The sequence below is a fragment of the Streptomyces sp. LaBMicrA B280 genome (assembly GCF_049222185.1).
GTDB lineage: Bacteria > Actinomycetota > Actinomycetes > Streptomycetales > Streptomycetaceae > Streptomyces > Streptomyces murinus.
This window is the reverse complement of the sequence record NZ_JBMJCT010000062.1, coordinates 87,093-112,359: the sequence shown is the minus strand read 5'-3', so window position 1 is coordinate 112,359 and position 25,267 is coordinate 87,093. Positions and strand designations below refer to the sequence as shown.

Here is a 25,267-nt window from a genome sequence, read left to right as displayed (position 1 = left end):
TCGACATTAGGTGGCCGGGCAGCCACTACGAAGTGTACGTTTTATCCATACAAGGGACCTGGAGTGGAGGAAGTGCACACCATGGCCGACATCACGGCCGGTACGAGCGCCCCGGCCCAGGCCGCCCCGGCCACCGCCCCCGTCCCGCCGACCCCGCCGGTGCCCCTCTCCGCCCTCCTGGCCCGCGAGGACCTCGCCCTGCGCCAGCTCGCCGGTCCCACCGGCCCGGACGTCGTCGTCCACTGGGCGCACACCTCCGAGATGGCCGACCCCTTCCCCTATCTCCTCGGCGGCGAACTGCTCCTGACGGCCGGGGTGCAGATCCCCGACACCCCGTCGCCGGACGCCTTCTTCGACTCCTACGTCGCCCGTGTCGTCGCGGCGGGCGGCGCCGCCCTCGGCTTCGGGCTCGCCCCGGTGCACGACACGGTGCCGGACGCCCTGGTCACCGCCTGCGCCACCCATGGGCTGCCGCTGCTGGAGGTCCCGCCGGGGACCACCTTCTCGGGGGTGGCCCGCGCGGTGTGGCAGCTGATGGCGCAGGCTCGCCTCGCCGAACTGCGCCGGGTCACCGAGGCCCAGCAGAGCCTCGCCGCGGCCGCGGCCCACTCCGACCCGGTGCCGTCGGTGCTGCGCCGGCTCGCCCAGCGGCTCGGCGGGCACGCGGTGCTCTACGGCCCCGACGGCACCGGGATCGCGACGGCCGGCCGGGCCCCCGCGCCCGCCGTCACCGAGGCCCTGCGGAAGCTGGCGGCGGTGGTCCGCCCGGCCGCCCCACCCGGACGAGCCCCGACCGGCCAGGCCCCGCCCGGAAAGGCGCCCACCGCCCCCGCCCGGCCCGCCTCCGCCACCGACACCGCCGACGGCGTCCAGCTGTCCGCGTACGCCCTCGGCTCCGGCGAGGGCTTCGTGCTCGGGGTCGCCGCCGGTCGGCGCGCGGGCGGGGACCACACCATCGCCTCCGTGGGCGCGGTGCTGCTGTCGCTGCTGACCGGGGAGCACCACAGCGGGGCCGGGGCCGCCCGCTCCTCCGCGCTGGTACGGCTGCTGCTGGGGGCCGCGCCGCGGGAGGTCGCGCCGCTGCTCGACATGGGCGGCGGCGCCGACGAGGGGGACGGCGAGCGGATCGTCGTCCACGCGCGCCCCGAGCGGCAGGCGCCGGACGCCGTGGCCGCCGCCGCCCTCGGCACCGCCCTGGGCTCGCCCCTGGTCGACCTCGACTCACAATCTGGGGGGGGGGGGGGTGGGGGGGGGGGGGGGGGGGGGGGGGGGGGGGGGGGGGGGGGGGGGGGGGGGGGGGGGGGGGGGGGGGGGGGGGGGGGGGGGGGGGGGGGGGCCGCTGGTCCGGCACGGCGCCCGCCCCGGGCTGTCCGAGCTGGTGCCCGAGGCGGCGGCGCGGGCCCATGCCCACGCCCTGCTCGCGCCGCTCGCCGCGCAGCCCGCGCTCGTGGACACCCTGCGCACCTGGCTCTCCCTGCACGGCAGTTGGGACCGCACGGCGGTCGCGCTGGGGGTGCACCGCAACACCGTGCGGCAACGCGTCGCCCGCGGCGCCCTGCTGCTCGGCGCCGACCTGGACGACCCGGACGTACGCATGGAGTTGTGGTTCGCGCTGCGGAACCCCTGACACCGCGCACCGCCCGGGCGAGGGTGACGCCCGTCCCAGCGGGCGAAACCTCCGGGACGCCCGCGCCGGGCTGCCCCACAATGGGTGCCATGCCGATATCCGGGACACCCAGCCGCGCCCAACTCGTCGACCACCTGGTGAGGACCCGTATCGCGGGGGACGTCGCCACGCCCCGCGAGAACAACCTCTCCCACTACCGGCTGCTGGCCAACAGCGACCGCAACTTCTGGCTCGGCCTGGAGCTGGGCGACCGCTGGGCGGACGAGCAGGACGTGCTCGCGGTGATGGCCGAGCGGGTGGGGGTCAACGACGACCCCGAGTACCGGTACGGCCAGGACACCATCGACCCGGAACTGACCGTGGACGGCCTGGACCGGCTCGCGGCGCGGCTGCGCAAGGCGGCCGAGGGGCGCGAGCGGGTGCTGTTCGCGACCGGTCACCCGGGCGGGCTGCTGGATGTGCACCGGGCGACGGCCGCCGCGCTGCGCGCCGCCGGATGCGAGATCGTCGTCATCCCGGACGGACTTCAGACGGACGAGGGATACGTCATGCAGTTCGCGGACGTGGCGGTCCTGGAGCACGGCGCCACGCTGTGGCACACGCACTCCGGGGAGCCGATGCGGGCCATCCTCACCGCACTTGAGCAGGCGGGACGGCCGCTGCCCGACCTGGTGGTCGCCGACCACGGCTGGGCGGGATACGCCGCGCAGCACGGCCTGGACTCGGTCGGCTACGCCGACTGCAACGACCCGGCGCTGTTCCTCGCCGAGTCGGAGGGCACCCTCCAGGTCGCCGTGCCGCTGGACGACCATGTGGTCAGCCCGCGCCACTACGACCTGATGACCGCGTATCTGCTGGCCGCGGCGGGTCTGACCGAGGACTGAACGAGGCCGGTCCGGACGAGGGCCGTCCGGACTCCGGATGAGACCGGTCCGAACGAGGCCGGGAACAAAGGGATGTGCGGCCCCGCGCGCGGGGCCGCACATCGTGTCACATCGGGTCGGGACCCGGCTCAGCGACCGTGGCCTCCACCACCGTGGCCGCCACCGCCGTGGCCTCCGCCACCGTGGCCGCCACCGCCGTGGCCGCCGCCGTAGCCTCCATGGCCACCGCCGTAGCCGCCGTGGCCGCCGTAGCCGCCATAGCCACCGTGGCCGTAGCCGCCGTAGCCGCCGTAGCCCCAGTCGTCATCGTCGTTGCCCCACCAGCCGCCGTGTCCTCCGCGACCGTGGTCACCGTGGCCGCCGTGGCCGCCGCCCCAGTCACTGCTGTAGGAGCTGTGAACGTTGGACGGGCTCGCCGAGGCGGTGCCCGCCGCGCCGATCGCGGCTCCGCCTGCCAGCAGCAGGCCGGTGGCGGACATCGCGACGAGGCGCCGCGTGCGTGTTGCTCGCATGGGAATTACCTTCCATCGTCTCTCGCGGCCCCCCAGGGGGACACGGCGAGGTGGATGGCCGCCGCCGCACGGAACGCGGCGCGGTCTTCGGATGTCACCGCGAGATCAATGTGTGGCACACGGTACGTCTGTACGGTCGACGCCTGCGGCCCACCCGGACGCTGGCGCGTCATCAGGTGCCGCGGCTGAGGTCAGAGGTGTCCCGAAACCTCGCCGGCCGCTCATACCGTGCATTCGCGGCTTTCACTCACTGAGCCTAGTACCCCACACGTCACTTGGCACCTCAGGAAACCATTCCACGTCCGGCTACCGCGGGACGCGGACGACGCCCTCCTGGATGACGGTGATGGCCAGCTGTCCGTCCTGGGTGTATATGCGGGCCTGGCCGAGGCCGCGGCCGCCGTGCGCGGAGGGCGACTCCTGGTCGTACAGCAGCCATTCGTCGGCGCGGAAGGGGCGGTGGAACCACATGGCGTGGTCCAGGGACGCGCCCACCACGTCACCGACCGCCCAGCCGCCGCGGCCGTGCGCGAGCAGCACGGAGTCGAGCAGGGTCATGTCGGAGACATAGGTGGCGAGGACGACGTGCAGCAGGGGGTCGTCGTCCAGCTTGCCGTTGGTGCGGAACCACACCTGGCTGTGCGGCTCGCGCGGCTCGCCGAAGCGGCCGTACGGCGGCTCGTCCACGTATCTGAGGTCGACCGCCTCGCGTGCCTCCAGGAAGCGCTCCACCACGTCGGGCGCGAGATGGCCGTAGCCGCGCAGCCGCTCGTGGGAGGTGGGCAGGGTCGCCGGGTCGGGCGCCGAGGGCATCGGCGCCTGGTGTTCGAGCCCCTCCTCGTACGTCTGGAACGACGCCGAGAGATGGAAGATCGGCTTGCCGTGCTGGACGGCGACCACGCGGCGGGTGGTGAAGGACCGGCCGTCGCGGATGCGGTCGACGGTGTAGACGATGGGCGCGCCGGGGTCGCCGGGGCGCAGGAAGTAGGCGTGCAGGGAGTGGGCGGGACGGTCCGCGGGGACCGTGCGCCCGGCGGCGACCAGCGCCTGCGCCGCGACCTGCCCGCCGAAGACGCGGGGGACGACGGCGGAGCGGGACCGGCCGCGGAAGATGTCCTCCTCGATCTGTTCGAGGTCGAGCAGATCGAGGAGGTCCTGGAGTGCCTGGCTCATGGCGATCAGTTGTACCGGGCGGTGATTGCCGGGTCCTTACAGACCCATGTCCTTGGCGATGATCGTCTTCATGATCTCGCTGGTGCCGCCGTAGATGCGGTTGACGCGGTTGTCCGCGTACAGGCGGGCGATCGGGTACTCGTTCATGTACCCGTAGCCGCCGTGCAGCTGGAGGCAGCGGTCGATGACGCGGTGCGCGACCTCGGTGCAGAACAGCTTGGCGGAGGCGGCCTCGGCGGGGGTCAGCTCGCCGGCGTCCAGGGCCTCGGTCGCGCGGTCGGCGACGGCCTCGGCGGCGTCCACCTCGGCCTGGCAGGAGGCCAGCTCGAACTTGGTGTTCTGGAAGTGCGCGACCGGCTTGCCGAAGACGGTGCGCTCCTGGACGTACTGCTTGGCGAACCGGACGGCGGCCTTGGCCTGCGCGTAGGCGCCGAACGCGATGCCCCAGCGCTCGGAGGCCAGGTTGTGGCCGAGGTAAGAGAAGCCCTTGTTCTCCTCGCCCAGCAGGTCCTCGACGGGGACCTTGACGTCCACGAAGGCCAGCTCGGCGGTGTCGGAGGTCTTCAGGCCGAGCTTGTCCAGCTTGCGGCCGACGGAGTAGCCCTCGGACTTGGTGTCCACCGCGAACAGGGAGATGCCGTGGCGGCGGTCCTCGGCGGTGGGCGCGGCGGTGCGGGCGCACACGATCACCCGGTCGGCGTGGACGCCGCCGGTGATGAAGGTCTTGGCGCCGTTGAGGACGTAGTGGGTGCCGTCCTCGCTCAGCTTGGCGGTGGACTTCATGCCCGCGAGGTCGGAACCGGTGCCCGGCTCCGTCATCGCGATGGCCCACATCTCCTCGCCGGTGACGAACTTCGGCAGGTAGCGCTTCTTCTGCTCTTCCGTGGCCAGCATCTTGATGTACGGCAGGGCGAGCAGCACATGCACGCCGGAGCCGCCGAACTGGACGCCCGCGCGGGCGGTCTCCTCGTAGAGGACGGCCTCGAACTTGTGGCTGTCCATGCCCGCGCCGCCGAACTCCTCGGGGACGTTGATGCCGAAGATGCCCAGCTCACCGAGCTTGTAGTAGAAGTCGCGGGGCGCCTGCCCCGCCGCGAACCACTCGTCGTACACCGGTACGACCTCGGCCTCGATGAAGGCGCGCAGGGTCTCCCGGAACGCCTCGTGATCCTCGTTGAACACCGTACGGCGCACGCCGTCCACCTCCACGTACCTCGGGCATGCCGGGAAAGGGCATGTCTAAGCGCTTGCTCAGCTTCGAAGATACCGGCGGGTACGGGAGGCGTCCAGGGTGAGTTGCGCCACGAGGCGAGCGGCACCCGGACAGAGGGGCCGGTTCCGGTCAGTCGCCCGCCTTGCCGTAACGCCGGAAGGCGGAGGTCTCGACCGTCCAGGACCCGAAGGGCACGGAGTCCCCGTAGATGTACGAGTCCTTGCGGGCATAGCGGCCCTTGCACGGGTCGGAGTGGACCTCGATGGTGCCGGTGCGGGGGTCGACGATCAGATAGTGCGCGATGCCCATGGCCGGGTAGTCGGCCAGCTTCTCGATGTAGTCGTTGGTGGGGTTGGACGGCGAGACGATCTCCACCACGGCGAGGACCTGGGTCGCGTCGACGGCGATGCCCTCCTCGTCCAGGACCGCCTCGGGGACGACCATCGCGTCGGGGAGCCGCATGCGGCCGAGCGCCGGGTGTTCGGTCGCCGGGCCGCTCGCGCAGACGTGGCCCGGATGTGTGGTGCGGAGCTGCGCGTCCAGCTGTGCGCGGATCCGGCAGACCGTCCCCGCGTGTCGCTTCGGCCGGCGCCGCATGGCCAGCACAGGGCCCGACGGGCCGATCTCCACGCGCCAGGCCCCTTCGAGGCGCTCGGCACGGGCGTCGAGCTCCTCGGCGATCACGCGCATCCTGGCGTAGTCCACAGCCCGATGCTAGTGGCCCGCGTCACTCCCCCGCCGCCGCGAACGCCCCCCTCGCCATCCGGTGCAGCAGCTCCGACGTCGCCCCCCGGCCGGGGAGGGTGCCCGCTCGGCCCAGGTGGGGGGTGGAGTTGAGGAGGCCGAAGACGGAGTGGACGGCGGAGCGGGCGGTGGGCTCGGTCAGGGTGGGGTAGACCTCGCGGACCACGCCCACCCAGAGCTCCACGTACTGCCGCTGGAGCTGGCGCACCAGCTTGCGGTCGCTGTCGCGCAGCCGGTCCAGCTCGCGGTCGTGCAGGGTGATCAGCGGCCGGTCGTCCAGGGCGAAGTCGATATGGCCCTCGATCAGGGAGTCCAGGACCGCGGTGGCGCGGGCGTCCCCGTCGGCCTCCGCGAGCCGCCGCCTGGCCCCGGTGAGCAGCTGGCCGCTGATGCCCACGAGCAGCTCGGCGAGCATCGCGTCCTTGCCGGGGAAGTGCCGGTACAGGCCGGGGCCGCTGATGCCGACGGCCGCCCCTATCTCGTCCACGCCGACGCCGTGGAAGCCGCGCTCGGCGAAGAGGCGGGCGGCCTCCCTGAGGATCTGCTCGCGGCGGGTCGGGGCGTCGGTTCTGGCCATGAAGACGATTCTAGACAGCGCGGTTAGCGGTCGTTAACCTGAAGGAAATGGTTAACGCTCATTAACCGGTTCGAGCACCGGGTGAGGGGACCGCAGGATGCAGGAGGCACCGGAACTCCGGAGCGCGGCCGAGCCCGCGTCGGAGGCCTGGCGGGCCAATGAAGGGGCCCATCTCGCACTGGTCGAGGAGCTGCGCGGCAAGCTCGCCGCGGCGGCGCTCGGCGGCGGGGAGCGGGCGCGGGCCCGGCACACCGCGCGCGGCAAGCTGCTGCCGAGGGACAGGGTCGACACACTCCTCGATCCGGGCTCACCGTTCCTTGAGCTGGCCCCGCTCGCGGCCGACGGGCTGTACGACGGGCAGGCGCCGGCCGCCGGGGTGATCGCCGGGATCGGCCGGGTCAGCGGGCGCGAGTGCGTGATCGTCGCCAATGACGCGACCGTCAAGGGCGGCACGTACTACCCGATGACGGTGAAGAAGCATCTGCGCGCCCAGGAGGTGGCCCTCGACAACCGGCTGCCCTGCGTCTACCTGGTCGACTCCGGCGGCGCCTTCCTGCCGATGCAGGACGAGGTCTTCCCGGACCGCGAGCACTTCGGGCGGATCTTCTACAACCAGGCCCGTATGTCCGGCGCCGGCATCCCGCAGATCGCGGCCGTCCTCGGCTCCTGCACGGCGGGCGGCGCGTACGTCCCGGCGATGAGCGACGAAGCGGTCATCGTCCGCGACCAGGGCACCATCTTCCTGGGCGGCCCCCCGCTGGTGAAGGCGGCCACCGGCGAGGTGGTCACGGCGGAGGAGCTGGGCGGCGGCGAGGTCCACTCCCGGATCTCCGGCGTCACCGACCACCTCGCGGAGGACGACGCGCACGCCCTGCGCATCGTCCGGAACATCGTCGCCACCCTCCCGGCCCGGCAGTCGCCGCCCTGGGAGGTCACCCCGGCGATCGAGCCGAAGGTGGACCCGGCCGGGCTGTACGGCGCGGTGCCGGTCGACTCCCGCACGCCGTACGACGTCCGGGAGATCATCGCCCGGGTGGTCGACGGCTCCCGGTTCGCCGAGTTCAAGAGCGAATACGGCCAGACACTCATCACCGGTTTCGCGCGCATCCACGGGCACCCGGTCGGGATCGTCGCCAACAACGGCATCCTGTTCGCCGAGTCCGCCCAGAAGGGCGCGCACTTCATCGAGCTGTGCGACCAGCGCGGCATCCCGCTGGTGTTCCTCCAGAACATCTCCGGCTTCATGGTCGGCAAGGACTACGAGGCGGGCGGCATCGCCAAGCACGGCGCCAAGATGGTGACCGCGGTGGCCTGCACCCGGGTGCCCAAGCTGACGGTCGTGGTCGGCGGTTCGTACGGCGCGGGCAACTACTCGATGTGCGGCCGGGCCTACTCCCCCCGCTTCCTGTGGATGTGGCCGAACGCCAAGATCTCCGTCATGGGCGGCGAGCAGGCCGCCAGCGTCCTCGCCACGGTCAAGCGCGACCAGCTGGAGGGCCGCGGCGAGAGCTGGTCCGCCGAGGACGAGGAGACGTTCAAGGCGCCGATCCGCGCGCAGTACGAGACCCAGGGCAACGCCTACTACGCGACCGCCCGGCTGTGGGACGACGGTGTGATCGACCCGATGGAGACCCGTCAGGTGCTCGGACTCGCCCTGACGGCCTGCGCCAACGCGCCACTGGGAGAGCCCCAGTTCGGCGTCTTCCGGATGTGAGGAGGGGAATCGTGTTCGACACAGTGCTGGTCGCCAACCGGGGCGAGATCGCGGTACGGGTCATCCGTACGCTCCGCGAGCTGGGCGTGCGCTCGGTGGCGGTCTTCTCCGACGCCGACGCGGGAGCGCGGCACGTCCGGGAGGCCGACACGGCGGTCCGGATCGGCCCGCCGCCCGCGGCCGAGAGCTATCTGTCGGTGGAGCGGCTGCTGGAGGCCGCGGCCCGCACCGGCGCGCAGGCCGTCCACCCGGGCTACGGCTTCCTCGCCGAGAACGCCGCCTTCGCGCGCGCCTGCGAGGAGGCGGGCCTGGTCTTCATCGGCCCCTCGGCCGACGCCATCGCGCTGATGGGCGACAAGATCCGCGCCAAGGAGACGGTGGCGGCCGCCGGAGTGCCGGTGGTCCCCGGCGGCCGTGACCCCGAACTCGCCGAAGCGGCCCGTGCATTGGGCCCGCCGGTGCTGCTGAAGCCGTCGGCCGGCGGTGGCGGCAAGGGCATGCGCCTGGTGCGGGACCTCGCCGTCCTGGACGAGGAGATCGCCGCCGCCCGCCGCGAGGCCCGCGCCTCCTTCGGTGACGACACCCTGCTGGTGGAGCGGTGGATCGACCGGCCCCGGCACATCGAGATCCAGGTGCTGGCCGACGGCCACGGCAATGTCGTGCACCTCGGCGAGCGCGAGTGCTCGCTCCAGCGCCGCCACCAGAAGATCATCGAGGAGGCGCCGAGCGTCCTCCTGGACGAGGCCACGCGCGCGGCGATGGGCGAGGCGGCCGTGCAGGCGGCCCGCTCCTGCGGCTACCGGGGCGCGGGCACGGTGGAGTTCATCGTGCCGGGCAGCGACCCCTCGCAGTACTACTTCATGGAGATGAACACCCGGCTCCAGGTCGAGCACCCCGTCACCGAGCTGGTGACCGGGCTCGACCTCGTGGAGTGGCAGCTGCGGGTGGCCGCGGGCGAGCCGCTGGGCTTCACCCAGGACGACGTGACGCTGACCGGCCACGCCGTCGAGGCCCGTATCTGCGCCGAGGACCCGGCCCGCGGCTTCCTGCCCTCCGGGGGCACGGTCCTGCTGCTGGACGAGCCGGGGGGCGACGGCGTGCGCACCGACTCCGGGCTCAGCGAGGGCACCGAGGTCGGCAGCCTGTACGACCCGATGCTCTCCAAGGTGATCGCGTACGGCCCCGACCGCGCGACCGCGCTGCGCAGGCTCCGGGCGGCGCTGGCCGGGACGGTCACGCTGGGCGTGCAGACGAACGCGGGCTTCCTGCGCCGGCTGCTCGGCCATCCGGCCGTGGTGGCGGGCGAGTTGGACACCGGTCTGGTGGAGCGGGTGGTGGACGACCTGGTCACCACGGACGTGCCCGAGGAGGTGTACGAGGCGGCGGCGGCCGTACGACTGGAGGAGCTGAAGCCCACCGGCGAGGGCTGGACCGATCCCTTCTCGGTGCCGAGCGGCTGGCGGCTCGGCGGCACTCCGAAGCCGCCCGCCTTCCATCTGAAGGCCCAGGACCCGGTGACGTACACCCCGCGCGGCACCGCCACCGTCACCGGCGACACCGTCGCCGTCACCCTCGACGGGCTGCGGCACACCTTCCGCCGTGCCGGTGACTGGATCGGCCGGGACGGCGACGCCTGGCAGGTGCGCGACCACGACCCGGTGGCCGACTCGCTGTCCCGGGCGGCGCACGCGGGCGCCGACTCGCTGACCGCGCCGATGCCCGGCACGGTGACCGTCGTCAAGGCAGCCGTCGGGGACGAAGTGGCCGCCGGGCAGAGCCTGCTGGTGGTGGAGGCGATGAAGATGGAGCACGTCGTCTCCGCCCCGCACGCGGGCACCGTCGCCGAGCTGGACGTCACACCGGGCAGCACGGTCGCCATGGACCAGGTGCTGGCCGTCATCGCGCCGAAGGAGGAGACGGAGTGAGCGCCGAGCGGCTGCCCATGGTCGTACCGGCCTCGGACCTGCCCGCCCGGGTACGGATCTACGAGGTCGGCGCGCGCGACGGGCTGCAGAACGAGAAGGGTGCCGTACCGACCGAGGTGAAGGCGGAGTTCATCCGCCGCCTCGCAAAGGCGGGCCTGACCACGATCGAGGCGACGAGCTTCGTGCACCCCAAGTGGGTGCCCCAACTCGCCGACGCGGAGGAGCTGTTCCCGCGGGTGCGCGAGCTGCCCGGGGTCGAGCTGCCCGTCCTCGTGCCCAACCAGCGCGGCCTGGACCGGGCGCTGGCCCTCGGCGCGGAGCGGATCGCGGTGTTCGCCAGCGCCACCGAGTCCTTCGCCAAGGCCAACCTCAACCGCACGGTGGACGAGTCCCTCGCGGTGTTCGAGCCGGTGGTGCGCCAGGCCAAGGACGCGGGCGCGCGGGTGCGCGGCTATGTCTCCATGTGCTTCGGCGACCCCTGGGAAGGCGCGGTCCCGCTGCATCAGGTGGCCCGCGTCTGCACCGCCCTGCGGAACATGGGCTGCGACGAGCTGAGCCTCGGCGACACCATCGGCGTGGCCACCCCCGGGCATGTCCAGGAACTCCTGAACCTGCTCAACGAGGAGGGCGTGCCGACCAACGAGATCGGCGTGCACTTCCACGACACCTACGGCCAGGCGCTCGCGAACACCTACGCGGCCCTGGAGCACGGCGTGACGACGGTCGACGCGTCCGCCGGCGGGCTCGGCGGCTGCCCCTACGCCAAGTCCGCCACCGGCAACCTCGCCACCGAGGACCTGGTCTGGATGCTGCACGGCCTCGGCATCGAGACCGGCGTCGACCTCGGCCGGCTGACCGCCACCAGCGTGTGGATGGCCGCCCATCTGGACCGGCCCAGCCCCTCCCGTACCGTCCGCGCTCTCTCCCACAAGGACCAGTGATCAGCATGGACCACCGCCTCAGCCCCGAGCTGGAGGAACTCCGCCGTACGGTGGAGGAGTTCGCGCACGATGTCGTGGCGCCGAAGATCGGCGACTTCTACGAGCGGCACGAGTTCCCGTACGAGATCGTCCGTGAGATGGGCCGGATGGGTCTGTTCGGGCTGCCGTTCCCGGAGGAGTACGGCGGCATGGGCGGCGACTATCTGGCGCTCGGTATCGCCCTGGAGGAGCTGGCCCGGGTGGACTCCTCGGTGGCGATCACCCTGGAGGCCGGTGTCTCGCTCGGCGCGATGCCGATCCACCTCTTCGGCACCGAGGAGCAGAAGCGCGAGTGGCTGCCCCGGCTGTGCGCGGGCGAGATCCTCGGCGGCTTCGGTCTGACCGAGCCGGACTGCGGCTCGGACGCGGGCGGTACGCGGACGACGGCCCGGCTCGACCCCGACACCGGCGAATGGGTGATCAACGGCACCAAGTGCTTCATCACCAACTCGGGTACGGACATCACCGGGCTGGTCACGGTCACCGCGGTCACCGGCCGCAAGCCCGACGGCAAGCCGCTGATCTCCTCCATCCTCGTGCCGTCCGGCACCCCGGGCTTCACGGTGGCCGCGCCGTACTCCAAGGTGGGCTGGAACGCCTCCGACACCCGTGAACTCTCCTTCGTGGACGTCCGCGTGCCCGCCGCCAACCTGGTCGGCCAGGAGGGCCGGGGCTACGCCCAGTTCCTGCGCATCCTGGACGAGGGCCGCATCGCCATCGCCGCCCTCGCGACGGGTCTGGCGCAGGGCTGTGTGGACGAGTCGGTGAAGTACGCCAAGGAGCGGCACGCCTTCGGCCGTCCGATCGGCGCCAACCAGGCGATCCAGTTCAAGATCGCCGACATGGAGATGAAGGCGTACACCGCCCGTCTCGCCTGGCGGGACGCCGCCTACCGGCTGGTCGCGGGCGAGCCCTTCAAGAAGGAAGCGGCGATGGCCAAGCTGTACTCGTCGACGATCGCGGTCGACAACGCCCGCGAGGCCACCCAGGTCCATGGCGGCTACGGCTTCATGAACGAGTACCCGGTGGCCCGGATGTGGCGCGACTCCAAGATCCTGGAGATCGGCGAGGGCACGAGCGAGGTCCAGCGGATGCTCATCGCACGGGAGTTGGGGCTGGCGGGCTGAGCCCGCCGGGACACCGATCGACGGGCACGTCCACGGCAGTCACCGGTGGACGTGCCCGGATTCATGTGCGGCGGGTGAAGCGTACGCCGAGGGCGCAGGGGTCGTCGGCGTCATCGGTGGCGCAGAGGGTCTTGCCCCCGTCCACGAACGCGAGGGTGATGGTGCACCGCCCCTGCGGGGGCCCGTCGAAGGCGAGTCCGATCTCGGAGCCGGAGACGGCGCTGTCGGACGTTCCGTACAGTCCGTCCTGCTCCGCGAAGAACGCCCAGTTGCCGGTGGCCTTCCCACCCGGGCAATGGTCCGCGGCCAGTTTCTCCGCATCGAGGCCGCCGGAAGCGAAGGTGCGATCGGCCGCGAAGGACAACCGCTCGCCGTCCCCCGCCCGCCAGGTGCCGACCACCCGGTCCGCAGACACCTTCGCCGTCTTCTCGACACCCTGCGAACCGCACGACATGACGCACAGCAGAGGCAGGGCGAGCGGAGCGATCCGGCGCAGGGGACGCCACGAGGAATTGAACACGCCGTCACCTTAAGGTCCCCGGGAACGGGCCGGGTGAGTCCGGCCGAGGCCACCCCTAGGGAGACGGCAAAGGTTAGGCTAACCTAAGCCTCGCACTTGTCCGGCGGGCGCTGCGCCCCGTTCGAAAGCGGTTCTCTCCATGTCCCATGCCCGTGCCATCCACCTCTCCCGCCGCGGCCTGCTCGCCGCGGGCGGCGCCGTAGGACTCGGCGTCGCGCTCGCGGCCTGCGGGGACGACAAGGGCAAAGCCAAGGACACCGGCAGCGGGTCGAGCGCGGCGAAGTCGGGCCCCTGGTCGTTCAAGGACGACCGCGGCAAGACCGTGAAGCTGGACAAGGTCCCCGCGAACATCGTCGCCTTCACCGGCGTCGGCGCCGCGCTCTACGACTACGGCGTCCAGGTCAAGGGCGTCTTCGGCCCCACCACGACCACCGGCGGCAAGCCCGACGTCCAGGCCGGCGACATGGACGTCAGCAAGGTGACCGTCCTCGGCAACGCCTGGGGCCAGTTCAACGTCGAGAAGTACGCCGCCCTCGCCCCCGACGTGCTGATCACCACGATGTTCGACGGCGCCGGCACCCTCTGGTACGTCCCCGAGCAGTCCACCAAGCAGATCGCCGAACTCGCGCCCAGCGTCGGCATCTCCGTGTACGACCGGCAGATCACCCAGCCGCTCCAGCGGATGTGGGACCTCGCCGAGTCGCTCGGCGCGGACATGAAGGCCGCCAAGGTCACCGACGCGAAGAAGCGGTTCGAGGCCGCCGCCGCCCGGCTGCGGGCCGCCGCCAAGGCCAAGCCGCACCTCAAGGTGATGGCCGGCAGCGCGAGCGACCAGCTCTTCTACGTCTCGGGCACACATCTCTCCATAGACCTGGAGTACTTCAAGGCCCTCGGCGTGAACTTCGTGGAGCCGCCGGAGAGCGCGAAGAAGCAGGGCGGCGGCTGGTACGAGTCGCTGAGCTGGGAGAACGTCGACAAGTACCAGGCCGACATCATCATGATGGACGACCGCTCGTCGGCGATCCAGCCCGCGGACATCGCCAAGCCGACGTGGAAGAAGCTGCCGGCGGTCAAGGCGGGACAGGTCATCGCCCGCTCCCCCGAGCCGATCCTCTCCTACGACAAGTGCGTGCCGCTGCTGACGAGTCTCGCCGAGGCCCTGGAGAAGGCGAAGAAGGTCAGCTAGCAGCAGCCCCCACCCCTTCCGACAGGAGCCCCCATGGCCACGGCCGCCGTCGAACCCTTCACGCTGTTCTCCCTCCAGGTCACCCGCACCAGAAGGCTCGGGCCTTCCCTGGTGCGGGTCACCTTCGACGGGGCCGAGCTGAGGGGCTTCCACTCCGACGGACGGGATCAGTCGCTCTCCCTGTTCCTGCCGCACCCCGGGCAGCGGGAGCCGGTCGTGCCGCTCGACCTCGGCGAGAGCTGGTGGCAGGAGTACCGCGAACTCCCGGAGGACGTACGGGCCGTGATGCGCTCGTACACCCTGCGGGAGCTGCGGCGGGAGCCGGACGAGATCGACATCGACTTCGCCCTGCACGGGGTCGGACCCGGCGCCGCCACTCCCGCGGGACCCGCCTCCCAGTGGGCCGCGCGGGCCGTCCCCGGGGACCGGGTGCTGGTCCTCGGGCCGGTGCTCGCCGACAACCGGGCCATCCGGTTCCGCCCGCCCGAGGACACCGACCTCGTGGTGATGTGGGGCGACGAGACCGCCGTACCCGCCGCGACCGCGATCCTCGAATCCCTCCCGGCGGGCACCCGGGTGCGCGCCTGGCTCCAGGTGCCGCACGCCGGTGACATCCAGGACGTGCGCACGGACGCCGACGCGGAGATCACCTGGCTGGTGCGCGGCGACGGCGCCCCCGAGCCGCTCGCCGCCCTCCAGGACGCCCGGCTCCCCGACGCGGCGCACCCGTACGTCTGGATCGCCGGTGAGTCCGGTCAGGTGAAGGCGCTGCGGCGGCACTTCGTCAGGGACCTCGGGGTCGACCGGCGCAGGGTGACCTTCGTCGGGTACTGGCGGCGCGGGCTGACCGAGGAACAGCTGCGGGCGACCGGCGAATAGTCACCCGCCCTTCCGCGGGAGTTCCCCGCACACGTGTGTCCCGGTCCAAGAAACTTAGGTTAGGCTAACCTAAGTTAAATCCCCACGGACTTCCCCACGGAGGACCCCCCATGCGCTCCCACCTGCTCAATGGCCTCACCGCGGAGCACTACCGCCGTTCCGTGACCGAAGGAGTCGAGCGGGTGGCGGCCAAACTCGCCGCCACCGAGCGCCCGTTCACCGGCGTCGCCGTGGACGAACTGTCCCCCCGCGTCGACGCCATCGACCTCGACCGCCCGCTCGGCGACACCGCCGCCGTCCTCGACGAGCTGGAGGACGTCTATCTGAAGGACGCGGTCTACTTCCACCACCCGCGCTACCTCGCCCACCTCAACTGCCCGGTCGTCATCCCGGCCGTGCTCGGCGAGGCGGTGCTCTCCGCGGTCAACTCCTCGCTGGACACCTGGGACCAGTCGGCCGGCGGCACGCTCATCGAGCGCAAGCTGATCGACTGGACGACCGCGCGGATCGGCCTCGGCCCCGCCGCCGACGGCGTGTTCACCTCCGGCGGCAGCCAGTCCAACCTCCAGGCGCTGCTGCTGGCCCGCGAGGAGGCCAAGGGCGACGACCTCGGGAAACTGCGGATCTTCGCCTCCGAGGCCGGCCACTTCAGCGTGCAGAAGTCGGCGAAACTGCTCGGGCTCGGCCCCGACGCGGTCGTCACCGTCCCCGTCGACCGCGACAAGCGGATGCAGACCCTCGCGCTGGCCCGTGAGTTGGAGCGCTGCCGCGCCGAGGGCCTGGTGCCCATGGCGGTCGTCGCCACCGCCGGGACCACCGACTTCGGCTCCATCGACCCGCTGCCCGAGATCGCCGAACTCTGCGACCGCCACGGCGCCTGGATGCATGTGGACGCGGCCTACGGCTGCGGGCTGCTCGCCTCGCGCAAGTACCGGCACCGCATCGACGGCATCGAGCGCGCCGACTCGGTCACCGTGGACTACCACAAGTCCTTCTTCCAGCCGGTGAGTTCGTCCGCCCTGCTGGTGCGCGACGGGGCCACGCTGCGGCACGCCACCTACCACGCCGAGTACCTCAACCCGCGCCGTGCGGTGCGCGAGCGCATCCCCAACCAGGTCGACAAGTCCCTCCAGACCACCCGCCGCTTCGACGCCCTCAAGCTGTGGCTGACGCTGCGCGTCATGGGCGCGGACGGCATCGGCGAACTCTTCGACGAGGTCTGCGACCTGGCCGTCCAGGGCTGGCATCTGCTCGCCGCCGACCCGCGCTACGACGTCGTGGTCGAGCCGTCCCTGTCCACGCTCGTCTTCCGCTACATACCGGCCGCCGTCACCGACCCGGCCGAGATCGACCGCGCCAACCTCCATGCCCGCAAGGCCCTGTTCGCCTCCGGCGACGCCGTGGTCGCGGGCACCAAGGTGGGCGGCCGCCACTATCTGAAGTTCACCCTGCTCAACCCCGAGACGACGCCGTCCGACATCGCCGCCGTCCTCGATCTCATCGCCGGCCACGCCGAGCAGTACCTGGGAGAGTCCCTTGACCGCGCTTCCTGAATCCAGCCGCATCCACGACCTCGTGGGCATCGGGCTCGGCCCCTTCAACCTCGGCCTCGCCTGCCTGACCGAGCCGATCGCCGAACTGGACGCCGTCTTCCTGGAGTCGAAGCCCGACTTCGAGTGGCACGCCGGGATGTTCCTGGACGGCGCCCACCTCCAGACCCCGTTCATGTCGGACCTGGTCACCCTCGCCGACCCCACCTCGCCGTACTCCTTCCTCAACTACCTGAAGGAGAAGGGCCGGCTGTACTCCTTCTACATCCGGGAGAACTTCTATCCGCTGCGGGTGGAGTACGACGACTACTGCCGCTGGGCCGCCGGCAAGCTGAGCTGCGTCCGCTTCGGCACGACCGTCACCGAGGTGTCGTACGAGGACGACCTCTACCTCGTGAGGACCGCGGCCGGTGAACTCCTGCGCGCCCGGCACCTCGTGCTCGGCACGGGCACGGTGCCCTACCTCCCCGAGCCCTGCCGGGACCTGGGCGGGGACCTCCTGCACACCTCCCAGTACATGCACCGCAAGGAAGAGTTGCAGGGGAAGAAGTCCATCACGGTGGTCGGCAGCGGGCAGAGCGCGGCCGAGATCTACTACGAGCTGCTGTCCGAGATCGACGTCCACGGCTACCAGCTCAACTGGGTCACCCGCTCCCCGCGGTTCTTCCCGCTGGAGTACACCAAGCTGACCCTGGAGATGACCTCCCCGGACTACATCGACTACTTCCGCGCGCTGCCCGAGGAGACCCGCTACCGGCTGGAGAAGCAGCAGAAGGGCCTGTTCAAGGGCATCAACTCGGACCTCATCGACGCGATCTTCGACCTGCTGTACCAGAAGAACGTGACGAGCGGGGACCGGCCGGTGCCCACCCGGCTGCTCACCAACTCCTCGCTGCACAGCGCGCGTCACGAGGAGGGGGCGTACACCCTCGGCTTCCGCCAGGACGAGCAGGGCAAGGACTTCGAGATCCGCACCGAGGGCCTGGTGCTGGCCACCGGCTACCACTACGCGCCCCCGGCCTTCCTCGCCCCGCTGCGCGAGCGGCTGCGCTTCGACGGCCACGGCCGCTTCGACGTCGCCCGCAACTACGCCATTGACGTCACCGGGCGCGGTGTCTTCCTCCAGAACGCCGGCGTCCACACCCACAGCATCACCAGCCCCGACCTGGGCATGGGCCCCTACCGCAACGCGAGCATCATCCGCGAGGTGCTCGGCAGCGAGTACTACCCGGTCGAGAAGTCCATCGCCTTCCAGGAGTTCGCCGTATGACCGACCTGACCTTCGCCTTCCGGCCCGTCGACCCGATCGAGGACGCCGAGCTGCTGCACTCCTGGGTCACCCACCCGAAGGCCGCCTTCTGGATGATGCAGGGCGCGAGACTGGAGGACGTCGAGCGGACCTACATGGAGATAGCCGCCGACGAGCACCAGCACGCGCTGCTCGGACTCCGGGACGGCGCCCCCGCCTTCCTCATGGAGAAGTACGACCCCGCCCACCGGGAACTGGTCGGCCTCTACGAGCCGCGGCCGGGCGATGTCGGGATGCACTTCCTGACCCCCGCGACCGACACCCCCGAGCACGGGTTCACCAAGGCCGTCATCACCGCCGTCATGGCCCACCTCTTCGAGGACCCGGCCGTCGAGCGCGTCGTCGTGGAGCCGGATGTGCGCAACAAGGCGGTGCACGCGCTGAACGCGGCCGTCGGGTTCGTGGCCGAGCGCGAGATCCAGAAGCCGGAGAAAGAGGCCCTGTTGAGCTTCTGCACCCGCGAGCAGTTCACCAAGGCGGTGACCGCATGACCCCCGCCGAGTCCGTGGCCCATCTGTCCCCCGAGCGCTGGGCGCAGGCCAACCGGCTGCTGATCCGCAAGGCGCTCGCCGAGTTCGCGCACGAGCGCCTGATCACCCCCGAGGAGGACGGCGAGGGCTATGTCGTGCGCGGCGACGACAAGCTCACCGCCTACCGGTTCACCGCCGTGCGCCGCGCCCTGGACCACTGGGAGGTCGACGCCGGCTCGATCACCCGGCACCGCGACGGCGAGGAACTCCCGCTCGCCGCGCTGGACTTCTTCATCGAGCTGAAGAGTTCCCTCGGCCTGAGCGACGCCATCCTGCCCGTGTACCTGGAGGAGATCTCCTCCACCCTCTCCGGCACCTGCTACAAGCTCGCCAAGCACCAGGTCACGTCGGCCGAGCTGGCGTCGAGCGGCTTCCAGGCGATCGAGACCGGGATGACCGAGGGCCACCCCTGCTTCGTCGCGAACAACGGGCGGCTCGGCTTCGGGGTCCACGAGTACCTGTCGTACGCCCCGGAGACCGCGCACCCGGTCCGGCTGGTGTGGCTGGCCGCGCACCGCTCCCGCGCCGCCTTCACCGCGGGCACCGGCATCGAGTACGAAGGCTTCATCCGGGCGGAGCTGGGCGAGGAGACCGTCGAGCGGTTCGGGCGGACGCTGACCGCGCAGGGCCTCGACCCGGCCGACTACCTGCTCATCCCCGTCCACCCCTGGCAGTGGTGGAACAAGCTGTCCGTCACCTTCGCGGCGGAAGTGGCCCGCAGGCACCTCGTGCCGCTCGGCGAGGGCGACGACGAGTACCTCGCCCAGCAGTCCATCCGGACCTTCTTCAACACCAGCGCCCCGCACAAGCACTATGTGAAGACGGCCCTGTCCGTGCTCAACATGGGCTTCATGCGCGGGCTCTCGGCCGCCTACATGGAGGCCACCCCCGCCATCAACGACTGGCTCGCCCAGCTGATCGAGAACGACCCGGTGCTCAAGGGCAGCGGCCTGACGATCATCCGCGAGCGGGCCGCCGTCGGCTACCGGCATCTGGAGTACGAGCGGGCCACCGACCGCTACTCCCCCTACCGCAAGATGCTGGCCGCGCTGTGGCGGGAGAGCCCGGTGCCCTCCCTCGCGGACGGCGAGACGCTCGCCACCATGGCCTCCCTGCTGCATGTCGACCACGAGGGCGCGTCCGTCGCCGGGGTCCTGATCGAGCGGTCGGGGCTCGCGCCCGCCGAGTGGCTGCGCCGGTACCTGCGGGCGTACTACACCCCGCTGCTGCACAGCCTCTACGCCTACGACCTGGCGTTCATGCCGCACGGCGAGAACACCATCCTGGTGCTGCGGGACGGGGTCGTGCAGCGGGCCGTCTACAAGGACATCGCCGAGGAGATCGTGGTGATGGACCCGGACGCCGTGCTGCCGCCGGAGGTCGCCCGGATCCGGGCCGACATCCCGGAGGACCAGAAGCTGCTGTCGATCTTCACCGATGTCTTCGACTGCTTCTTCCGCTTCCTCGCCGCGAACCTCGCCGCCGAGGGCGTCCTCACCGAGGACGAGTTCTGGCGGACGGTCGCGGAGATCTCCCGCGAGTACCAGGAGGCGAACCCCCGACTCGCCGACCGGTTCCGGCAGTACGACCTGTTCGCGCCCGAGTTCGCGCTGTCCTGCCTCAACCGGCTCCAGCTGCGCGACAACCGGCAGATGGTGGACCTCGCGGATCCCTCCGGGGCGCTCCAGCTGGTGGGCACGCTGCGCAATCCGCTGGCCGGCCGCTGACGCCGGACACCGACGGACGGGCGCCCCGGAGTACGGTCCTCCGGGGCGTCCGTTCACCTTCTTCTCAGCCGCTGGGCCAAGGCACCTGCGGCGAGTGGTAGTACCCGATGCCGAGGGCGTCCCAGCGTGGGCCCTGGGCGGCCAGCCGTACCTTGTAGCTGTCCCAGTCATGGGTGGCGGCGGGCGACCAGCCCAGCTCGGCCGCGCCGGGCAGCCGGGGGAAGGCCATGTAGTCGATGTCGGCCGAGGTCTTCAGCGTCTCCGACCACAGGGGCGCCTCCACCCCCTTGACCGCCGACGCGGGCACGCCCGCCAGATAGGCGCCCGGATCCCAGTCGTACGACCGGCGCACCTCGACCAGCCCGGCCCAACTGAGCCCCAGCGGGGTGTCCTTCGTGTACTTCATGTCGAGATAGACCCGGTCGGCCGGGGACAGGATCAGCCCCGTGCCGTTGCGGGCGGCCTGCGCCACCTGCTCCTTCTCGGCCGCACTGGTGCTGTCCAGCCCCCAGTACTGGGCGAGGGCGCCCTGCGCGGGGTGGGCGCCGGTGAGCTGATGCCAGCCGATGATCTTCTTGCCGTACTTGGCGACGATCGGCTGGACGCGGTCCATGAAGGTCACATAGTCGGCGTGGCTGGTGGAGTGCGCCTCGTCGCCGCCGATGTGCAGATAGCGGCCCGGGGTGAGCGCGGCCAGCTCCTTGATGACGTCGTTCACGAAGGTGTACGTGACGTCCTTGGACACGCACAGCGAGCTGAAGCCGACCTCGGTGCCCGTGTAGCGCGGGGGTGCCACGCCGTCGCAGTTGAGCTTCGCGTAGGAGGCGAGGGCCGCGTTGGTGTGGCCGGGCAGGTCGATCTCGGGCACGACCTCCACATAGCGGGAGGCCGCGTAGGAGACGAGGCGCCGGTACTCGGCCTGGGTGTAGAAGCCGCCCTTGCCGCCGCCGACCTCGCTCGCGCCGCCGTAACGCGCGAGCCTGGGCCAGGAGTTGACGGCGATGCGCCAGCCCTGGTCGTCGCTGAGGTGCAGATGCAGCTCATTGACCTTGTACAGCGCGAGTTCGTCGATGTACCGCTCCACCTGGGCGACGGTGAAGAAGTGCCGGGAGACGTCCAGCATGGCGCCCCGGTAGGCGTAGCGGGGACGGTCCTCGACGGTGCCGCCGGCGATCCGCCAGCTGCGGTGCTGGACAGTCCTCTTCTCGACGGCGGCCGGGAGGAGTTGGCGCAGCGTCTGCACGCCGTGGAAGAGACCGGCCGGGGCGCTCGCGGTGAGCGTGACACCGGCGGGGCCGCTGCGCAGCCGGTAGCCCTCGGCGCCGAAGTCCCCCTTCTCCAGGTGCAGTCGGATGCCCCCGCCGCCGCGCTCGGTGAGCGGCAGCGGATAGCCGGTGGAGGGCCGCAGGATGCCGGCGAGATAGGCGCCGACGCGCCGGACCTCGGCCGAGCCGTCCACCCGGACGGCGGTGGCGCGGGTGATGCGGTACGGCGCTCCGCCCGGGGTGACGGAGGCGGGGGCCGGGACCACCTGGTTCAGGGGGGTGACGGGGGCCTCGGGCGGTGCGGGCGCGGCGCCGAGGGTGAAGGCACCGGCCGCCGCGACAAGCAGCAGCGAACCGAGGACGCGGGCGGTTCGGGGAGTCGTACGGTCGTTCCGTGTCACATGCGCTCCCTTCGAATCTGGTCGTGACCACTCTCCCGCAGATCCGCCGAAACCATCCAGAAGGACGGCACCCGAGTCTTCGACGGTGACGCCCCGCGGCTCACCCCGGGCCGGGACAAGGGAGTCGGGCCGCTCCGCGTTCCCGCCGGGCTGTCCGCCGGGCTGTCCGCCGCGCGACATCGGTAGTCCCGGTGCGTTGTTTCCGTCAGGCCGGTCGGTCCCTAGCGTGATCGGTGCGGCGTGGACCGCGCACGGCGGTGCTTCTCCGCGACTCCTCGACACCTGTTCACAAGGGGGATCCATGTCCTTGACCCTGCCGACCGCACGCGGGGTGCCGCCCGTGGACGCAGCACGCCGATCGGGACTGGTGCTGCTGCTGGTCTGTGTCGCGATCTTCATGCTGATGCTCGACGCGACCGTCGTCACCGCCGCCCTCGCCGACATCCGATCGCGCTTCGACGCCTCCATCGACGGCCTCCAGTGGGTCGTGGACGCCTACTCGATCCCGCTGGCCGGCTTCATGCTGACCTTCGCCACGCTCGGCGACCGGCTCGGACGCAAGCGGATGTTCCTGTCCGGCATGGCCGTGTTCACCGGCGCGTCGCTGGCGTTGACGCTCGCGAGCAGTATTGTGCAGCTCGACGCCCTGCGCGCGGTCCAGGGCGTCGGCGCCGCGATGCTCTTCGCCACCGCGCTGCCGCTGCTGTCGGCCGCGTTCCCCGAGGCCGCGGCCCGGGCGAAGGCGATCGGCGTCTACGGCGCCGTGATGGCGGGAGCGACCGTACTCGGCCCGGTCATCGGGGGCGCGCTGGTGACGGAGTTCGGCTGGCGCTCGATCTTCACCGTCAACCTGCCCATCGGCACCGCGGTCCTGGTACTGGCCGCGCTGAAGATGCCCGAGCCGCCGCGGGCCCCCGGCCTCCGGACGGACGGACTCGGCTCGCTGCTGCTCACCGGCGGCCTGGTGACCGGGGTGTTCGCCGTGACCCGCAGCAGCGCGCTCGGCTGGACGTCGCCGACCGTGATCGGACTGCTCAGCGCGGCGGCCGTGCTCGTACTCGGCTTTCTGGCCTGGCAGATGAGAGGGGCCAAACACCCCTTGCTCGACCTCGCCATGGCACGGAAGCCCGGGTTCGTCGGCACCGCGATCGTGTCGGTCGGGCACATGGCCACGCTGATGGCCGCGACCACCTACCTCTCGCTCTTCCTCATGGGCACGCTCGACTGCACCCCGCTCCAGATGGGACTGCGGGTGATCCCGATCAGCGTCAGCGCGATGATCGCCGCGCCGCTGACCGCGGTCTTCGCGAAGAAGCTGCCGATCTCGGTCTCGCTGACGGCCACCATGGCGCTGGTCGCGGTGGGCATGTTCCTCCTCGGCGGCTTCGGCCACCACGACGGCTGGACCCACTTCCTGGCCGGGGAGGTGATCGGCGGGGCCGGCCTCGGCGCGATCACCGCGGCCAACCAGGCAGCGTCCCTGACCTTCGCCGCACCGGAGAACGCGGGCATGGCCAGTGCCACCTTCGGCACGCTGCGGCAGATCGGTATGGCGGTCGGCATCGCCGGGCTCGGCTCGATGTTCAGTCATGTGGCCGAGCACCAGGCCGCCTCGGGGATCGCGGCGCTCCCCGGCACGCGTGCGGTGCCGCGGGAGCTGCGGGAACAGTTCGTCCACCAGGTCGGGTCCGCGTCCGGTCACCAGGTGGTCGCGGCGCTGCCGCCGGGGCTGCGGGACAGCGCGCCGGCGCTGACCCGGGTCGCCGACCACGCGTCGGTCGACGCGCTCAACTCCATGCTGACCCTGGGTTCGGCCGTCGCCGCGGCCTCGGTGGTGCTCGCGCTGGCCGCCTTCGCGATCGACCGCCGCCGTGTCGGCCGACGGGCGTCCGCGCGGGAGTTCACGACGGGGTGAGTCCGGGCCCGGCGCCGCTCGCGCCGAAGTACGCGGCCGGAGTGGCGCCGATCTCCCGTCGGAACGCGGCGACGAACGCGCTCGGGCTCCCGTAGCCGACCGCGCGGGCGACCCGCGCGACCGGCTGCCCGGCACCCAGCAGCGGCAGCGCGGCGCTGAGCCGCTGGAAGGTACGCCAGCTGGTGAAGCTCACCCCGGTCTCGGCCCGGAACCGGCGCGACAGGGTGCGGGACGAGGCGCCGACCTCCCGGCCCCAGTCCGCCAAGTCCCTGCCGTCCGCCGGGTCCTGTCGTATCGCGAGGGCGATCCGCAGGGCCAGCGGGTCGGTGGGAAGGATCGTCGGGAGCGTGGTGACCGACAGGGGCTTCATCAGATCCCACAGCACCGCCGTGGCGCGGGCACGGCGGTCCGCGGCATCGGGGCCGTCGCCCAGCTCCACGAGGTGGGACAGCAACGGCCCGACCAGTCCGGTGGCGTCGAGCACGGTCGGCGCCTCCCAGCGCAGCGGGCACTCGTACGGCTCGAAGTACAGCGAGAGCATCGCGCAGGAGGAACCGGGGAGGATGGCGTGCTCCACGCCGCCGGGCAGCCACAGCGCGCGCGAGCGCTGCACGACCCATTGGGAGTCGTTCACCGCCATCGTCAGCAGTCCGGTCGGCACCCATGTGAGCTGGTGCTGGGGGTGGCTGTGCGTGGGCAGACCCGCCCCGGGCGTGAGCGGGATGACGATGCTCGCGCGCTTCTCGTAACTGATGCTGATGTGCCCCCGGTTGGTCACGGATCCCACTCTACTGGGGCCCTCCGTGCGGCAGTTGTCTTGCTCAGGCAAGCAAACACGGCTAAGGTCTTGCTCATGCAAGCAGGAAACAGCACGGGCAAGCAACGGGCTGGAGGGCGGGCCAAGTCCTTCACGGAGACGGGCCGCCGTGCCCAGATCGTCGCCGCGGCGATCGACGTCATCGCCGAGGTCGGCTACCAGCGGGCCTCGTTCATGAAGATCGCGCAGCGTGCGGGGCTGAGCAGCACGGGAATGATCTCCTACCACTTCGACGGCCGGGACGACCTGATGCGCGAGGTCGTCGCCGAGGCGATGCGGGTCGCGGACGTCTATATGCGGCCCCGCATCGAGGCCCACGAGCGCTACGCGGCCCGCCTGCGCGCCTCCATCGAGGGCAACCTCGATCTGCTCGCCGAGTACCCGAACCATCTGGCGGCGCTCGCCGAGGTCCTGGGCAACCTTCGCGGCGGCGACCCCGGCATGGTCGCGTTCACGCAGGGAATGGAGGCGGTCCTCGCCTTCCAGGTGGAGCAGATCCGCAAGGGGCAACAGGCGGGCGAGTTCTGCGACTTCGACCCGTGGGTGCTGATGCGGGCGATCCGCGCCGCCATCGACGACGTCGTGCGCCGCGCCCGCGACGAGCCCGACCTCGACGTACGCGCCGCGGGCCGCGAGCTCGCGGACCTCTTCGACCGCGCCACCAGTGCCAGCAGTGCCAGCTCACGATAATC

At 71.5% G+C, this 25,267-nt stretch carries 21 protein-coding genes and 2 pseudogenes; 15 read left to right on the top strand and 8 right to left on the bottom strand.

Translation table 11 applies throughout. The annotated features are described in order from the left end of the window. The first annotated feature begins 81 nt into the window (after nt 1–81). Nucleotides 82–1,627: pseudogene (locus ACLF5H_RS33540) on the top strand (PucR family transcriptional regulator ligand-binding domain-containing protein). A gap of 89 nt (nt 1,628–1,716) precedes the next feature. Then, nucleotides 1,717–2,511 (top strand): phosphatase, encoded by a 795-nt coding sequence (locus ACLF5H_RS33535; RefSeq protein WP_421679785.1) that lies wholly within the window; start codon nt 1,717–1,719, stop codon nt 2,509–2,511. Nucleotides 2,512–2,639: 128 nt separating this feature from the next. Here ACLF5H_RS33535 and ACLF5H_RS33530 read toward each other — a convergent pair whose 3' ends face one another. From ACLF5H_RS33530 to ACLF5H_RS33510, 5 genes are all read right to left on the bottom strand, one after another. Next, entirely contained in the window at nt 2,640–3,023 is a 384-nt protein-coding gene (locus ACLF5H_RS33530) for a hypothetical protein (RefSeq protein WP_421679784.1), read from the bottom strand. 306 nt (nt 3,024–3,329) lie between these two features. Then, complete coding sequence (gene tesB / locus ACLF5H_RS33525; RefSeq protein WP_086808468.1) at nt 3,330–4,196, bottom strand: acyl-CoA thioesterase II; 867 nt, start codon at nt 4,194–4,196, stop codon at nt 3,330–3,332. A 36-nt stretch (nt 4,197–4,232) separates the two neighbouring features. Then, nucleotides 4,233–5,390: an acyl-CoA dehydrogenase family protein gene (locus ACLF5H_RS33520; protein ID WP_421679783.1), complete on the bottom strand. Its 1,158-nt coding sequence runs from the start codon at nt 5,388–5,390 to the stop codon at nt 4,233–4,235. A gap of 148 nt (nt 5,391–5,538) precedes the next feature. Continuing rightward, entirely contained in the window at nt 5,539–6,114 is a 576-nt protein-coding gene (locus tag ACLF5H_RS33515) for a Uma2 family endonuclease (protein ID WP_421679782.1), read from the bottom strand. 22 nt (nt 6,115–6,136) lie between these two features. Further along, nucleotides 6,137–6,730: a TetR/AcrR family transcriptional regulator gene (locus tag ACLF5H_RS33510; protein ID WP_421679781.1), complete on the bottom strand. Its 594-nt coding sequence runs from the start codon at nt 6,728–6,730 to the stop codon at nt 6,137–6,139. Nucleotides 6,731–6,827: 97 nt separating this feature from the next. Here ACLF5H_RS33510 and ACLF5H_RS33505 point away from each other — a divergent pair, with 97 nt between their 5' ends. Genes ACLF5H_RS33505 through ACLF5H_RS33490 form a run of 4 tightly spaced genes read left to right on the top strand, consistent with a single transcriptional unit; the run spans nt 6,828 to nt 12,476 of the window. After that, nucleotides 6,828–8,444: a carboxyl transferase domain-containing protein gene (locus ACLF5H_RS33505; RefSeq protein WP_421679780.1), complete on the top strand. Its 1,617-nt coding sequence runs from the start codon at nt 6,828–6,830 to the stop codon at nt 8,442–8,444. Between the two features lie 11 nt (nt 8,445–8,455). Then, on the top strand, nt 8,456–10,369 hold the full coding sequence (locus tag ACLF5H_RS33500; RefSeq protein WP_421679779.1) for a biotin carboxylase N-terminal domain-containing protein: 1,914 nt from the start codon (nt 8,456–8,458) through the stop codon (nt 10,367–10,369). 17 nt (nt 10,370–10,386) lie between these two features. Further along, entirely contained in the window at nt 10,387–11,310 is a 924-nt protein-coding gene (locus ACLF5H_RS33495) for a hydroxymethylglutaryl-CoA lyase (RefSeq protein ID WP_421679936.1), read from the top strand. Nucleotides 11,311–11,315: 5 nt separating this feature from the next. Next, the gene (locus ACLF5H_RS33490; RefSeq protein ID WP_421679778.1) at nt 11,316–12,476 is read left to right on the top strand and encodes an acyl-CoA dehydrogenase family protein; all 1,161 of its coding nucleotides are present in this window, start codon (nt 11,316–11,318) and stop codon (nt 12,474–12,476) included. 61 nt (nt 12,477–12,537) lie between these two features. Here the strand turns inward: ACLF5H_RS33490 and ACLF5H_RS33485 are convergent, their stop codons facing one another. Continuing rightward, nucleotides 12,538–12,996 (bottom strand): hypothetical protein, encoded by a 459-nt coding sequence (locus ACLF5H_RS33485; protein ID WP_421679777.1) that lies wholly within the window; start codon nt 12,994–12,996, stop codon nt 12,538–12,540. A 139-nt stretch (nt 12,997–13,135) separates the two neighbouring features. Between ACLF5H_RS33485 and ACLF5H_RS33480 the strand changes: the two genes are divergently transcribed. From ACLF5H_RS33480 to ACLF5H_RS33455, 6 genes are all read left to right on the top strand, one after another. Continuing rightward, complete coding sequence (locus ACLF5H_RS33480) at nt 13,136–14,182, top strand: ABC transporter substrate-binding protein (RefSeq protein WP_421679776.1); 1,047 nt, start codon at nt 13,136–13,138, stop codon at nt 14,180–14,182. A gap of 33 nt (nt 14,183–14,215) precedes the next feature. Beyond that, entirely contained in the window at nt 14,216–15,061 is an 846-nt protein-coding gene (locus tag ACLF5H_RS33475) for a siderophore-interacting protein (RefSeq protein ID WP_421679775.1), read from the top strand. Nucleotides 15,062–15,171: 110 nt separating this feature from the next. Next, the gene (desA, locus tag ACLF5H_RS33470; RefSeq protein WP_421679774.1) at nt 15,172–16,614 is read left to right on the top strand and encodes a lysine decarboxylase DesA; all 1,443 of its coding nucleotides are present in this window, start codon (nt 15,172–15,174) and stop codon (nt 16,612–16,614) included. Continuing rightward, complete coding sequence (locus tag ACLF5H_RS33465) at nt 16,598–17,881, top strand: lysine N(6)-hydroxylase/L-ornithine N(5)-oxygenase family protein (RefSeq protein ID WP_421679773.1); 1,284 nt, start codon at nt 16,598–16,600, stop codon at nt 17,879–17,881. Before desA ends, ACLF5H_RS33465 begins: the two co-directional genes overlap by 17 nt. Beyond that, a complete protein-coding gene (locus ACLF5H_RS33460) occupies nt 17,878–18,411 on the top strand; it encodes a GNAT family N-acetyltransferase (RefSeq protein WP_421679772.1) in 534 nt (177 codons plus the stop codon). Before ACLF5H_RS33465 ends, ACLF5H_RS33460 begins: the two co-directional genes overlap by 4 nt. Continuing rightward, nucleotides 18,408–20,177 carry an IucA/IucC family protein gene (locus ACLF5H_RS33455; protein WP_421679771.1) on the top strand — a complete coding sequence of 590 codons (1,770 nt, stop codon included), beginning with the start codon at nt 18,408–18,410 and terminating at the stop codon, nt 20,175–20,177. Before ACLF5H_RS33460 ends, ACLF5H_RS33455 begins: the two co-directional genes overlap by 4 nt. Nucleotides 20,178–20,241: 64 nt before the next feature. On the opposite strand, the gene ACLF5H_RS33450 is transcribed toward ACLF5H_RS33455, so the two are convergent. After that, nucleotides 20,242–21,843 (bottom strand): beta-N-acetylhexosaminidase, encoded by a 1,602-nt coding sequence (locus ACLF5H_RS33450; protein WP_421679770.1) that lies wholly within the window; start codon nt 21,841–21,843, stop codon nt 20,242–20,244. A gap of 54 nt (nt 21,844–21,897) precedes the next feature. Between ACLF5H_RS33450 and ACLF5H_RS33445 the strand changes: the two are divergent. After that, nucleotides 21,898–22,011: pseudogene (locus ACLF5H_RS33445) on the top strand (Tat pathway signal sequence domain protein); the annotation flags it as partial. A gap of 133 nt (nt 22,012–22,144) precedes the next feature. Further along, a complete protein-coding gene (locus ACLF5H_RS33440) occupies nt 22,145–23,758 on the top strand; it encodes an MFS transporter (protein WP_421679769.1) in 1,614 nt (537 codons plus the stop codon). Here the strand turns inward: ACLF5H_RS33440 and ACLF5H_RS33435 are convergent. Further along, a complete protein-coding gene (locus ACLF5H_RS33435; protein ID WP_421679768.1) occupies nt 23,745–24,536 on the bottom strand; it encodes a helix-turn-helix domain-containing protein in 792 nt (263 codons plus the stop codon). The two genes, ACLF5H_RS33440 and ACLF5H_RS33435, sit on opposite strands and share 14 nt — an antisense overlap. A gap of 75 nt (nt 24,537–24,611) precedes the next feature. On the opposite strand from ACLF5H_RS33435, the gene ACLF5H_RS33430 reads away from it, so the two are divergent. Next, nucleotides 24,612–25,265, top strand: a complete 654-nt coding sequence (locus tag ACLF5H_RS33430) for a TetR/AcrR family transcriptional regulator (protein ID WP_421679767.1) — start codon at nt 24,612–24,614, stop codon at nt 25,263–25,265. Nucleotides 25,266–25,267: the final 2 nt, after the last annotated feature.